General features: G+C 67.4%; 15 protein-coding genes and 1 pseudogene. 10 read left to right on the forward strand and 6 right to left on the reverse strand.

What is annotated here, in order from left to right; translation table 11 throughout:
* Positions 1–2: 2 nt before the first annotated feature.
* The 3 genes and pseudogenes from EWE75_RS10255 to EWE75_RS10265 all read left to right on the forward strand — a co-directional run.
* Complete coding sequence (locus EWE75_RS10255) at positions 3–512, forward strand: DUF192 domain-containing protein (protein ID WP_130157077.1); 510 nt, start codon at positions 3–5, stop codon at positions 510–512.
* A 42-nt stretch (positions 513–554) separates the two neighbouring features.
* Positions 555–947 (forward strand): NADH:ubiquinone oxidoreductase subunit NDUFA12, encoded by a 393-nt coding sequence (locus tag EWE75_RS10260; RefSeq protein WP_130157079.1) that lies wholly within the window; start codon positions 555–557, stop codon positions 945–947.
* A gap of 194 nt (positions 948–1,141) precedes the next feature.
* A pseudogene (locus tag EWE75_RS10265) lies at positions 1,142–1,375 on the forward strand (DUF2155 domain-containing protein); the annotation flags it as partial.
* A 35-nt stretch (positions 1,376–1,410) separates the two neighbouring features.
* Here EWE75_RS10265 and aat read toward each other — a convergent pair.
* The 6 genes from aat to EWE75_RS10295 form a co-directional block, all read right to left on the reverse strand.
* Positions 1,411–2,169, reverse strand: coding sequence for a leucyl/phenylalanyl-tRNA--protein transferase (gene aat, locus EWE75_RS10270; protein WP_130157081.1), 759 nt, complete (start codon positions 2,167–2,169; stop codon positions 1,411–1,413).
* Positions 2,166–2,879 carry a ParA family protein gene (locus EWE75_RS10275; protein WP_130157083.1) on the reverse strand — a complete coding sequence of 238 codons (714 nt, stop codon included), beginning with the start codon at positions 2,877–2,879 and terminating at the stop codon, positions 2,166–2,168. Before EWE75_RS10275 ends, aat begins: the two co-directional genes overlap by 4 nt.
* Before the next feature lie 79 nt (positions 2,880–2,958).
* On the reverse strand, positions 2,959–3,336 hold the full coding sequence (locus tag EWE75_RS10280; RefSeq protein WP_130157085.1) for a hypothetical protein: 378 nt from the start codon (positions 3,334–3,336) through the stop codon (positions 2,959–2,961).
* A 179-nt stretch (positions 3,337–3,515) separates the two neighbouring features.
* Positions 3,516–4,013 carry a DNA-deoxyinosine glycosylase gene (locus EWE75_RS10285; RefSeq protein ID WP_130157087.1) on the reverse strand — a complete coding sequence of 166 codons (498 nt, stop codon included), beginning with the start codon at positions 4,011–4,013 and terminating at the stop codon, positions 3,516–3,518.
* A complete protein-coding gene (locus EWE75_RS10290; protein ID WP_231708302.1) occupies positions 4,010–4,405 on the reverse strand; it encodes a type II toxin-antitoxin system VapC family toxin in 396 nt (131 codons plus the stop codon). Before EWE75_RS10290 ends, EWE75_RS10285 begins: the two co-directional genes overlap by 4 nt.
* Positions 4,402–4,680 carry a type II toxin-antitoxin system VapB family antitoxin gene (locus EWE75_RS10295; RefSeq protein WP_165388341.1) on the reverse strand — a complete coding sequence of 93 codons (279 nt, stop codon included), beginning with the start codon at positions 4,678–4,680 and terminating at the stop codon, positions 4,402–4,404. The genes EWE75_RS10290 and EWE75_RS10295 overlap by 4 nt, the downstream gene beginning before the upstream one ends.
* A gap of 99 nt (positions 4,681–4,779) precedes the next feature.
* Here EWE75_RS10295 and EWE75_RS10300 point away from each other — a divergent pair, with 99 nt between their 5' ends.
* The 7 genes from EWE75_RS10300 to EWE75_RS10330 all read left to right on the forward strand — a co-directional run bounded on the left by EWE75_RS10300 (position 4,780) and on the right by EWE75_RS10330 (position 11,643).
* Positions 4,780–5,772, forward strand: a complete 993-nt coding sequence (locus EWE75_RS10300) for a cysteine synthase A (RefSeq protein WP_130157091.1) — start codon at positions 4,780–4,782, stop codon at positions 5,770–5,772.
* 49 nt (positions 5,773–5,821) lie between these two features.
* A complete protein-coding gene (locus tag EWE75_RS10305; RefSeq protein WP_130157093.1) occupies positions 5,822–6,115 on the forward strand; it encodes a hypothetical protein in 294 nt (97 codons plus the stop codon).
* A 342-nt stretch (positions 6,116–6,457) separates the two neighbouring features.
* Positions 6,458–6,958 (forward strand): division/cell wall cluster transcriptional repressor MraZ, encoded by a 501-nt coding sequence (locus EWE75_RS10310; RefSeq protein ID WP_130157095.1) that lies wholly within the window; start codon positions 6,458–6,460, stop codon positions 6,956–6,958.
* The gene (gene rsmH / locus EWE75_RS10315; protein ID WP_130157097.1) at positions 6,955–7,902 is read left to right on the forward strand and encodes a 16S rRNA (cytosine(1402)-N(4))-methyltransferase RsmH; all 948 of its coding nucleotides are present in this window, start codon (positions 6,955–6,957) and stop codon (positions 7,900–7,902) included. The genes EWE75_RS10310 and rsmH overlap by 4 nt, the downstream gene beginning before the upstream one ends.
* Complete coding sequence (locus EWE75_RS10320; RefSeq protein ID WP_130157099.1) at positions 7,902–8,495, forward strand: hypothetical protein; 594 nt, start codon at positions 7,902–7,904, stop codon at positions 8,493–8,495. The genes rsmH and EWE75_RS10320 overlap by 1 nt, the downstream gene beginning before the upstream one ends.
* Complete coding sequence (locus EWE75_RS10325) at positions 8,492–10,231, forward strand: peptidoglycan D,D-transpeptidase FtsI family protein (protein WP_130157101.1); 1,740 nt, start codon at positions 8,492–8,494, stop codon at positions 10,229–10,231. Before EWE75_RS10320 ends, EWE75_RS10325 begins: the two co-directional genes overlap by 4 nt.
* Positions 10,228–11,643, forward strand: coding sequence for a UDP-N-acetylmuramoyl-L-alanyl-D-glutamate--2,6-diaminopimelate ligase (locus tag EWE75_RS10330; RefSeq protein WP_130157103.1), 1,416 nt, complete (start codon positions 10,228–10,230; stop codon positions 11,641–11,643). Before EWE75_RS10325 ends, EWE75_RS10330 begins: the two co-directional genes overlap by 4 nt.
* The last annotated feature ends 5 nt before the right edge of the window (positions 11,644–11,648 follow it).

An 11,648-nucleotide genomic window follows, 5' to 3' on the forward strand; every position in this document is an offset into this window, starting at 1 on the left:
GCGTGAGACTGCGAACCGCTACGATCGCCGGCTTGCTGGCGGCGGTGAGCCTGTCGCTGGCAAGCTGCGGGCGGGGTAATCCCGCCGCAGACGGCGCTACGGCGCAGAAAATCGTCGTCACCATCGCGGGCGCGGGCGGGCACCACGCCTTCACCGTCGAACTGGCGAAGACCGCGGCGGCGCAGGAACAGGGCCTGATGTACCGCACCGACATCCCGGCCGATGGCGGCATGCTCTTTTATCCCTATCCGCCCGACGGTGGCGCGCCGCGCGCCGCCACCTTCTGGATGAAGAACACGCCAAGCCCGCTCGATATCCTCTTCATCCGGCCCGACGGGACGATCGCGCGGATCGCCGAACAGTCGCCGCCGTTCTCGCAAACGCCGATCCCCTCGGGCGAGCCGGTTGCGGCGGTGCTGGAGCTTCGCGGCGGGCGTGCGCTCGATCTCGATATCAGCGCCGGCGACACGGTGCGGTGGGACGGCGGGCCGAGCGGGGCCACCAAGCGCTGAATCGCGGTTGATGGCAGGCGCGCCACAGGCTAAGCGGCGCATATGGGACTGAACCTCAATCCGTTTACGTGGTGGACCGGCGCCACCCTCGGCACCATCATCGGGCTGCGCGGCAAGGCGCGGGTCGGCGAGGATGCGCTCGGCAACGTCTATTATGAGGGCGGCAAGGACACTGCCGGCAATCCGCGCCGCTGGGTGATCTACAGCGGTTCGAACGACGCGAGCCTGGTCGCGCCCGAATGGTTCAGTTGGCTGCATCATCAGGTTGATGACGTGCCCGATCGCGCGTTGCCCGCGCCGCGCGCGTGGCAGAAGCCGGCGGTCGCCAATTTGACCGGCACCGCGCTTGCCTATCGTCCGCCCGGTGCGCTCGAAAAGGGTGGCCACCGCGCCGCCGCGACCGGCGACTACGAAGCCTGGACGCCGGACGCGTGACCGCTCGGCTGCTGGGCGGGGTGGCGCTCGTCGCGCTGCTCGCCTGCGGCGGCTGCGGCAAGGATCAGCCTTCGGAGACTGCCGCGACGGGCAAGACGGCGCCGCGCACCGCACTCGAAGAGGAAAGCGGCCCGTCCGATATCGTGACGGTCGATGTCGATCAGGACGCCAATCCCGCCGCCGGCGCGACGCCGATGGCGCAGCGCGTCGCCGTGCTCGGCGTGCTCAACAAGCGTAACGGCGCCACGCGCGAGGTGACTCTCAAGCCCGGCCAGGCGGCGCGGATCGGCGATGCGGTGATCCACCTGCGCGCCTGCGAGCAGACCGCGCCGTGGGAACCCGACCATTATACCGGCGCGTTCGTCCAGCTCGACGTGAAGCAATATGACGCGAAATGGCACCGCGTCTTTTCGGGCTGGCTCTACAAGGAGCGCCCCTCGCTCAACGTCGTCCTGAACCCGATCTACGACGTCTGGCCCAAGATCTGCGCGATGACCTTCCCGGCCGGCGGCCCCGACACGGTCGCGATCGGCAACGAGTCCGGCGAGGCGCGGTCGAGCGCGAAGAAATCGGCGCCCGCCGACGGCGACAGCACCCCCGCGACGCCGACCGAGCCTTCCAACGCGGACGACAGCAACGCGAGGTAAGACGCGCGCGGCACCTCGACCGCGCCGAGCGAGGCGAGGTGTTCGGTCATGAACTGGCAGTCGAGCAACGTGAAACCGCCGAAGCGCAACCGCGCCACCAGCCATGCGATCGCCACCTTTGAGGCGTCGCGCGCGCGGCTGACCATGCTCTCGCCAAAAAACGCGCGGCCCAGCGCGAGGCCGTAGAGGCCGCCGACCAATGTCGGCCCCTCCCATATTTCGACCGAATGCGCGAAGCCCATTGCGTGGAGTTCGCAAAATACGCGCTCGATCTGGCCGTTGATCCAGGTGTCGGGCCGGTTGGCCACGCTCTGGGCGCACAGCGCGATCATTTCCGGGAAGGCGGTGTCTGCGGTGACGCGGTAGCAGTCGTTCGCGACGGTCTTCTTCAGCGAATGCGAGAGGTGGAAACCGTCGAGCGGCAGGATCGCGCGCTGGCGCGGTTCGACCCAATAGACGCTGTCGGCATCGCGCGAATCGGCCATCGGGAACACGCCGACCGAATAGGCACCGAGCACGAGCTGGGGATCGAGCTGGAGTGTGCCGGCGGGCGCGTCGCTGCGCGGCGCTCTCATCCGGCGAGGCGGCGCTCGATCGCCTGCCAGAGTTGTGCGAACGCCTGCCCGCTTGCGGATTTCCCCGCGAACGCGCCGACTGGCTCGCGCCGGGTCGTCATCGATTCGATCACGCTCGCCATCGGGATCACCGGCCAGTCGGGATGGGCTTCGAGCGCGGCGGCGTGGAGCTTGCGGCGGCGATCGACCATCGAATGCACCGGCAGCACGTTGGCCTTGGCGCCGAGGTGCCTGAGCACTTCGGCGAAGGCGCGTTCGGACAGCGGCGAGGGGATCACCGGCACGACGATCAGGTCGGCGGCGCGCATCACCTGATCGCTCGTTTCGGTCAGCCCGGGCGGGCAGTCGAGCAGGATGCGGTCATATTGCTTGCGCAGGCCGGTCAGCAGCTTTTGCAGCCGCTTCTTGCGATCGAGTTCATGGAACAGCACGTCGAGCCCGCGCAGCGACGCGTCGGCGCCGATCATGTCGAGGCGGGGGATCGCGGTCTTGCGGATCAGGTCGCTTGCGTCGGCATCCTTGAGAAACACCGATTGCGCGGCTTCGCGCGCGCTTCCGGTCGCGAGCATGAACGTGCTGGCGGCCTGTGCGTCGAGATCCCACAGCAAGGTGCGCCGCGCCGAAAGCGTCGCCGCGCACCACGCGAGATTGACGGTGAGCGTGGTTTTACCAACGCCACCCTTGAGACTGTAGATCGCGATGGTCGACACGAATGCACCTCCTGACGCGAGACGCTATATCGTGGCGGTGCCGAGCGCTAGGCATCGGCACCGCACCACCCGCGAGTTTTTACGCCTTGCAGGCCTGGGCGGGCTTGCCGGGCACGGTGAGCGTGATGCCGGTCTTGTCGCCCTTCAGCTCGTAACCGTCGGCCTTGTACGCATCGCCAGCCTTCTCGGCGGTCAGCTTGGTGAGGCTGCCTGCCTTATCCGGCTTGATGAGCACCTGCTTGTCGCCCTGGAAGAAGTCGACGATGAAGACGCTCTGGTCCTTGCAGCGGAACGTGACTTCCGACGTCATCGACGGCGGCAGCTCGACCGGCTTGCGCTTGGCGAGTTCGGCGGCGTTCGGGTCGGGCGAGGTCGAGGTGACTTCGGTCGGTTTGGGGTTGCAGGCTGCAAGCGACACAAGCGCAAGCGCGGCGGCGGGGAGGAGCAGTTTCTTCATGGTGGGGTTGCTTCGCCTATGCGAAACATCGCGTCAACTCTCTTGCATACGCAATAAAATGTTTTTTCCTTGCAAGCACGCAAGCTATGGAATTTGTCGGATAAATCTCTCGGGCGGTCGCACCGAACATGCTGGAACGGCTTTCGTTCAGAATGCGGCAGCGCGGAATTTTCGGCGAATCAGGTATCGAGATAGGCCGCCAGTTCGCGCCACACGGGCGCCTTGGCGTCCAGCCCGATCGTGTGCATGGCGCTGCTGGAGGGCAAAGCGTGGACCGCGTACCGCACCGCCGCCGGTCCAAGCTGGCGCAGCCCGTGTTTGTACGACGCGCCACCGTTGAAGCCGATCGCGCGCAGATCGGGCAGGGTGGCGACGAGCGCGGCGAGATCGTTGGCGCTGATCTCGCGCAGCGCCGCATCGGTGCTGCCCGCCCGCTGCGCGCTCGCCACCACGTCCCACAACCCGACCCGGTTGGCGAGCAGTCGCGCCAGCCGCGCATCATAGTCGAGCGGCACGAGGTCCTCGTCCACCACCCCCGACATCAACCGCCAGAACTGGTTCTGCGGATTGGCATAATAGCGCCGCGCCGCCAGCGAGCGTTCACCCGGCAGGCTGCCGAGCACCAGCACGCGCACGCGCGGATCGACCACGGGCGCGAACGATCGTTTGATCGTCACGCGGCGGCGGCGATGTCGGTCTGTGCGAAATCATTGCCCTTGTAGAGCAATGGCGCGGCTTCGCTCCGCGCCAGCGCATAGGCAAAGCAATCGCCGTAGTTCAGGGCGGCGGCGTGATAGCCTTTGCCGAAATGGCGATAGGCTTGCCGCGCGATCCGTGCGTGATCGTGTGTGACCGCAACGATGTCGATGGCGAAATGGTCGATCAGCCGATCCAGTCGCGCGCTCAGTCCGTCATCCCGGTTCGAATCGATGACGATGCCGGCCTCGACGTAATTCGCCGCCGAGATGCACAGATGGCCGGTTTCCCGCAGCAGGATTGCAAGGAATCGCGGCGTTTCCGGTTCCTCGCGCAGCAGGCAAATCAGGACCGAGGTATCGACCGCGATCACCGGGGCAGGCCGTGTTCGTCGTACAGCAAGTCATCATAATCCTTGGCGGTCATGCCGCCGCGCCAGCGTTCGCGGCTTCCCTCGACGATGTCGTAGAATTGCAGCTCGCGCTTTCGCATTGCGTCCGGGGTGCGTGCCCGCTCGCGCCGAACCGCCGTCAGCCGCTGGCGCAGTGCATCGGTAACGACCTGTGTGATGCTTTGTCCACTTTCCTCGGCCAGGGCCTCGGCAAGGCGGCGTGCTTCGGGACTTTTGATGTTGAGTTGCGTCGCCAATTCTACCTCCGGGCGGTGTTTTTCTACCACAATGAGAAATTGCTGTCGCCGGAGATTTGCATGGATTGTCGCGGCTCGCGGCATCGCTATTTGAGAGGCATGCACACCGCTCCCAACACGCTCGCCCTGATCGGCAACACGCCGCTCGTCCTGTTGAAAGGTCCGAGCGAGGCCGCCGGCGCCGAAATCTACGGCAAGTGCGAGTTCGCCAATCCCGGTGCCTCGGTGAAGGACCGTGCTGCGCTCGGCATCGTCGAGGATGCCGAGGCGCGTGGCACCATCAAGCCCGGCGGCACCTTCGTCGAGGGCACGGCGGGCAACACCGGCATCGGCATTGCGCTGGTCGCCAATGCGAAGGGCTACAAGACGATCATCGTCATGCCCGAAACGCAGAGCCGCGAGAAGATGGACACGTTGCGCGCGCTCGGCGCCGAACTCGTGCTGGTGCCGGCGGCGCCCTATTCGAACCCCGGCCATTTCGTCCACACCTCGCGCCGGATCGCCGAGGAGACCCCCAACGCGGTGTGGGCCAACCAGTTCGACAATATCGCCAACCGTCGCGCGCACATCACCGGCACCGCCGAGGAGATCTGGGCGCAGATGGAGGGGCGGATCGACGGTTTCACCTGCGCGGCCGGCACCGGCGGCACGATCGCCGGCGTCGGCATGGGGCTGAAGGCCAAGGACGAGCGCGTCTGCATCGCGCTCAGTGATCCGCACGGTGCCGCGCTCTACGACTATTACGCGCATGGCGAACTTCGCTCGGAAGGATCGTCGGTTGCCGAAGGGATCGGGCAGGGGCGAATCACCGGCAATCTCGAAGGTGCGCCGATCGACACGCAGTTCCGCATTTCCGATGAAGAGGGACTCGAGTGGGTCAGCCGGCTTTTGTCTGAGGAAGGGCTGTGTCTCGGCCTGTCGTCGGGCATCAACGTCGCCGGCGCGGTGCGGCTGGCGCGGCAACTCGGGCCGGGTAGCCGGGTCGTGACGATCTTGTGCGATACGGGGTTCAGATACCTGTCATCGCTCTACAATAAGGACTGGCTGGAGGCGAAAGGCCTGCCGGTTTTCCCCTGGCTTGCGACGAACTGAGGCAGGGCATCGACAACAGGATTTTTTTGCGTTACATTTCTGCCACAGTATGAAGATCATCGTACCAGATACAGGCCATGCGAGCCACCGCGCCAAGGTCGGCATGATCGGCCTTGCGGCTGTGCTGCTGCTGATCGGCCTTGCCGCCGCAGTGTTCGCGACCGCGACCAAGGACCGGCCGGTGCTGCTCGCCGCCAATGCGCGGACGCATATGATGCAGCGCACGGCGGACAATGCCGCCATGCCGAGCGACAAGGCCACCAACGAACCGCTCGCCGAACTCGGTGTCGCGCCGAGTTCATCGGCGGCCGACAATGCTTCGGACGCAGCGCGCGCCCAGTGACCCTGGCAGTGATCGCGCACACTCTGCCCGGCTCGGGGAAAAGCCGGGAAATCACACCAAGAGTCGCCTCCGCGCCGGGAATTTCCGGGCGCGCGCGCTTGCGTATACGAACAATCCGAGAACATGTGGAAATGACGCGAAATAATTCTCAGGATAATCGAAGCGGATAGCGCCGATCCCGCCAAATCCCCGGATTTCCCCTTGAATCCCCGAACAGCCCTATGATACCTCCGTCTTCGACAGGGGCAGCTTTATCTCGCCTGCGCGATTCTCACCGGAGCGGCTGAAAAGCCGTTTTTCGGGCCGGGATCGGCGTGCCTGTCGCTTTGTGGAGCGTGGCAAGTGGGGGACCGGCAGGAGTATCAGGGAAAGGGACTTGGCCTTGTCGATGACAAGGGTCGCGTCGCTATTCCCAGCGCACTCCGCACCACCCTAGCCAAGAACGCGCCGCGCGACGACGGCAAGGATGGTGGCACCGTCATCATCGCCCCGCACCCGACCTATCGCTGCCTGATCGCCTATGACCCCGGCTTCATCGAAACGCTGAAGCGCGAGTGCGAAGTGCGCGACGAAGCGCACGTCGCGGCGACCGGCGCATCGGACTACAACATCCTCGCCCGCGCCGGTGCGGCGGAATTGCTGCCGTTCGATGGCAGCGGCCGCTTCATCATGCCCGCGTTCGAGCGCCGCTATGCGCGCATCGAGGAGGTCGCCTTCTTCCACGGCACCTTCAAGTGGATCACGATCTGGTCGCCGCGCGTGATGATCGAGACCGACGGAATCGACCCGTTCCTAAAGGAAGCGGTCGAGTTCCAGTGCGCGGAGAAGGGGATCGTGCTGTGAGTGATGCTCCGCACATCCCCGTGCTGCTCGACGAAGTGCTTGAAGGGCTCGCGGTGCAACCCGGTTCGGCGCAGGTCGATGCGACCTTCGGCGCGGGCGGCTACACGCGCGCGATCCTCGCCGCTGGCGGGCGCGTGTTCGCGTTCGATCGCGATCCCGATGCGATCGCCGACGGACAAGCGCTGGTCGCCGCGTCGGATGGCGCGCTGACGCTGATCGCGGCGACCTTCTCCGCGCTGGAAGCTGAACTCGCCGCGCGTGACGCGCTGCCGGTCGATGGTGTCGTCATGGACATCGGCGTTAGTTCGATGATGCTCGACCGGCCCGAGCGCGGCTTCAGCTTCCAGCAGGACGGCCCGCTCGACATGCGGATGAGCCAGGCAGGCGAGAGCGCCGCCGATTTCCTCAACACCGCCGACGAGGATGTCATCGCCGACGTGCTGTACGAATATGGCGAGGAACCGCGCTCGCGGCGGGTCGCGCGCGCGATCGTCGCGGCGAGGCCGCTGACGCGCACCACCGAACTCGCGAACGTGGTCAGGAAGGCGCTGGGGTATAAGCCGCACGACAAGAAAGACCCGTCGACGCGGACCTTCCAGGCGATCCGCATTCACATCAACCGTGAGCTTGGCGAACTCGCCGACGGTCTCGCGGCGGCGGAGCGCGCGCTTGGGCCGGGTGGCAGGCTCGCGGTGGTGACGTTCCACAGCCTTGAGGACCGGCTGGTGAAGCGGTTCTTCCGCGAACGGAGCGGCGGCCTGCCGGGCGGATCGCGCCACCTGCCGCAGGTCGCGGCGAAGGCGGAACCGAGTTTCGAGAATGTCGCGCGCGCGGTGCGCGCGGGTGAGGCCGAGCTCGCGCGCAATCCGCGCGCGCGTTCGGCGACGTTACGGGTCGCGCAGCGGACGGCGGCTGCGGCTTGGGTGAATGAGGGAGCGTTGTAATGCTTGGGCTTGCGTGGAAGACCCTTGGCTGGTTTCTGGCTGGTGTTGCGGTGGCGCTTGGCTTTCTGCTCGTTCCGCTTCAGGTCGCGGCGGAGCGCAAGAAGCTCGACCACACCGTCGCCGACATCGCCCAGGCGCACCGGGATATCCGTGCGCTGGAGACCGAATTCGAGACGCGCGCCAACCTCGCCCAGCTCGACCAGTGGAACAACGACACGCTCCGGCTGGTCGCCCCCGGTGCCGGCCAGTTCGTCGCCGATGAGGCGGCACTCGCCGCGATCGACGTCCATCAGCCGGGTACGGCGGACATCCAGACCGCGTCGTTCGTGCCCGCGCCGCCGGTAACGGAATCGCCGGCCGCAGCGGCCCCCGCGCAGGTCGAAACCGCTGCCGTCACCCCGGTTCGCGCACCCGCTCCGGTGGCCGCACCGGCCAAGCCCGCGCCCGTCGCCGCTGTCGCCGCCGTCAAGCCGACCACCGCGAAGCGCGCCAAGGCGCAGGCGGTGGCGATGCTCGATCGCAAGCTGCTGAGCGATTCAACCGTCGGCGATCTGCTGTCGTCCGCGCGGGCGGAATCGCGCCGGGCGCGATGAGCACTTTCCTCGCTCGCCCCCTGCCGCAGCGCCGGTCGAGCGGTCAGCGCCATGCGCTGATCGCGACTGCGCATGTCCGGCTGATGATCCTGATGCTGTTCCTCGGCGCCGGGTTTCTGGTGGTGATCGGCAAGATCGCGCTGCTCGGGCTGTTCGGGTCGGCGGCGGATGCGCGCGGCGTTGCGGTCAATCCGGTCGTGCGCAGCGACATCCTCGACCGCAACGGTGAGCCGCTCGCCCGCACGATCGACGCCTGGACGGTGGGCGTGCGCCCGCACGAAATCCTTGGCGACAAGCGCGCGCTCGCCGAAGCTTTGGTCAAGATCATGCCGGGGCATGACGAGGACTGGTATTACGCCAAGCTCGGCATGAAGGCGAACTTCACCTATCTCGAACGCCACGCATCACCCGCGCTGGTCAATGCGATCCACGATCTCGGCGAGCCGGGCATCGTCTTCGCGCAGGAGCCCGAGCGGCTCTATCCGCAATCGACGCTCGCCGCCCACGCGCTCGGTTATATCGGGCCGAGCGGGGATGATCCCAACATCGCCGGTCGCGCCGGCATCGAGCGCGCCTTCGACGAACGGCTGAGCAGCCCGGCCGAGCGTGGCGTGCCCGTCTCGCTGTCGCTCGACGCGCGCGTGCAGGCGGCGATGGAGAGCGAACTCGGGCGCGCGATGGCGACGTTCAGCGCCCGCAACGCGACCGGCATCGTGCTCGACGTGCATACCGGCGAGGTGATCGCGATGGCGTCGCTGCCGGTGTACAACCCCAACAAGATCAGCGGCACCGCGTCCGACGCGCTGCGCAACAACGTGACGCAGAGCGTGTACGAGCTGGGATCGACCTTCAAGCCGATCACGATGGCGACCGCGATCCAGAGCGGCACCGTCACGTCGATGGCGCGCCGGTTCGATGCGACCGCGCCGCTCAAGGTCGGCGGCTTCACCATCCACGACGAGCGCGGCGACCCCAAGCGCTGGCTCAATATCCCCGAGACTTTGATCTATTCGTCCAACGTCGCCACCGCGCGGATCGCGGACGAGGTCGGCGCGGCGCGGATGCAGGCGATGTTCCGTCAGCTCGGCTTCGATTCGAAGCCCGAGATCGAGGTGCGCGAGAAGGCGCATCCTTTGTGGCCCCGTTATTGGGCGCGGACCACGACGATGACCACCGCTTACGGCCACGGCATCGCGATCACCCCGTTGCAGCTCGCCAGCGCCTATGCCGCGCTGGTCAACGGCGGCGTGTGGCGGCCATCGACGCTGCTCAAGGTCGCGCCGGGCCACGCACCAGCCGGGCGGCGGGTGCTGTCCGAGGAAACCAGCGCGCGGATGCGCCAACTCCTCCGGCTCGTCTGCCTGTACGGCACGGGACGCAAGGGCGATGCGCCGGGCTACCGTGTCGGCGGCAAGACCGGCACTGCCGAGGCGGCCTCTAACGGTGGCTACGATCACTCGCGCAACGTCGCGACCTTCGTCGCCGCATTCCCGATGGATGCGCCGCGCTATGTCGTGCTTGCGATGCTCGATTCGCCGCTCGGCACCAAGGAGACGTTCGGCTGGAAGACCGCCGCATGGAACGCGGCGCCGGTGGTGGGCCGCGTCATCGCCCGGACGGGGGCGATGCTCGGCGTGATGCCCGACGCGCGGCGTGAGGTCGATCTCGCCGATCTCCGGCCGATGCTGACCCTCGTCGCAGGCGCTCAGGCCCCGACCGGCGAGGAGGAGCAGTGAGGCTTTCGGCGTTGATTTCCGGTGCGTCCGACGTGCCGGTGACGGGCTTCGCGATCGACCATCGCAAGGTCGCGCCCGGCACGGTGTTCGGCGCCTTTCCTGGCGCGCGCTTCAACGGCGAGGATTATATCGAGGCGGCGATCGCCAGTGGCGCGGTCGCCGTCGTCGCGCGCCCGGAGGCGAGGGTCGAGGGGGCGGTGCATGTCGTCGATGCCGAGCCGCGCCGCCGCTTCGCCCAACTCGCCGCGCGCTATTTCGCGCCGTTCCCGACGACGGCGGTGGCGGTGACTGGCACCAACGGCAAGACCTCGACCGTCGAGATGGTGCGCCAGCTTTGGCGGATGGCGGGGTTCCACGCCGCGTCGATCGGCACGCTTGGCGTGACCACCGCCGACGAGCGCGTCTCGACCGGGCTGACCACGCCTGACATCGTCACCTTCCTGTCCAACGTCGCGGGCCTCGCGCGCGAAGGCGTGACGCACCTCGCGTTCGAGGCGTCGAGCCACGGCCTCGACCAATATCGTACCGAGGGCGTGCCCTTGGCGGCGGCGGCGTTCACCAACCTCAGCCGCGATCATCTCGATTACCACGGCACGATGGAGGCGTATCTCGCCGCCAAGCTGCGGCTGTTCGGTGAGGTGCTGACGCCCGGCACGACGGCGGTGGTGTGGGCTGACGATGCCGCGTCGGCTGAGGTCGCGCGCGTGGCGCAGGCGCGCGGGATCGCTGTGGTGTCGGTTGGCACGCAGGGCGAAACCTTGCGGCTGGTGTCGCGCGAACCGACTTTGCTCGGCCAGACGCTGACGGTAGAGCACGATGGCAAGGCCCACCGAGTCACGCTGCCGCTGATCGGCGCCTATCAGGCGGCGAACGCGCTGGTCTCGGCCGGGCTGGTGATCGCGACCGGCGGCGATGCGGCGGCGACGCTGGCGGCGCTGGCAAGGCTCCAGCCGGTGCGCGGGCGGTTGGAGCGCGCGGTGATCGCTCGGAGTGGCGCGCCGGTCTATGTCGATTACGCGCATACCCCCGACGCGCTCGACGCCGCCATCGCCGCGCTGCGCCCGCATGTCGGCGGGCGGCTGATCGTCGTGTTCGGCGCGGGCGGTGACCGTGATACCGGTAAGCGCATCGAGATGGGCCGCGTCGCCGCCGCCAAGGCCGATCACGTCATCGTCACCGACGACAATCCGCGCAGCGAAGACCCCGCCGCGATCCGCGCGATGGTGCTCGCGGGCGCGCCGGACGCGATCGAGATCGGGTCGCGGCGCGAGGCGATCGGCGCGGCCATCGCTGGCGCGGGGCCGCAGGATATCGTGCTGATCGCCGGCAAGGGCCACGAGCAAGGCCAGATCGTCGGCGATCTCGTCCTGCCGTTCGACGACGTCAGCGTCGCGCGCGAGATGACGGCGTGAGGCTG

It is taken from the genome of Sphingomonas populi (assembly GCF_004208535.1).
Lineage (GTDB): Bacteria > Pseudomonadota > Alphaproteobacteria > Sphingomonadales > Sphingomonadaceae > Sphingomonas > Sphingomonas populi.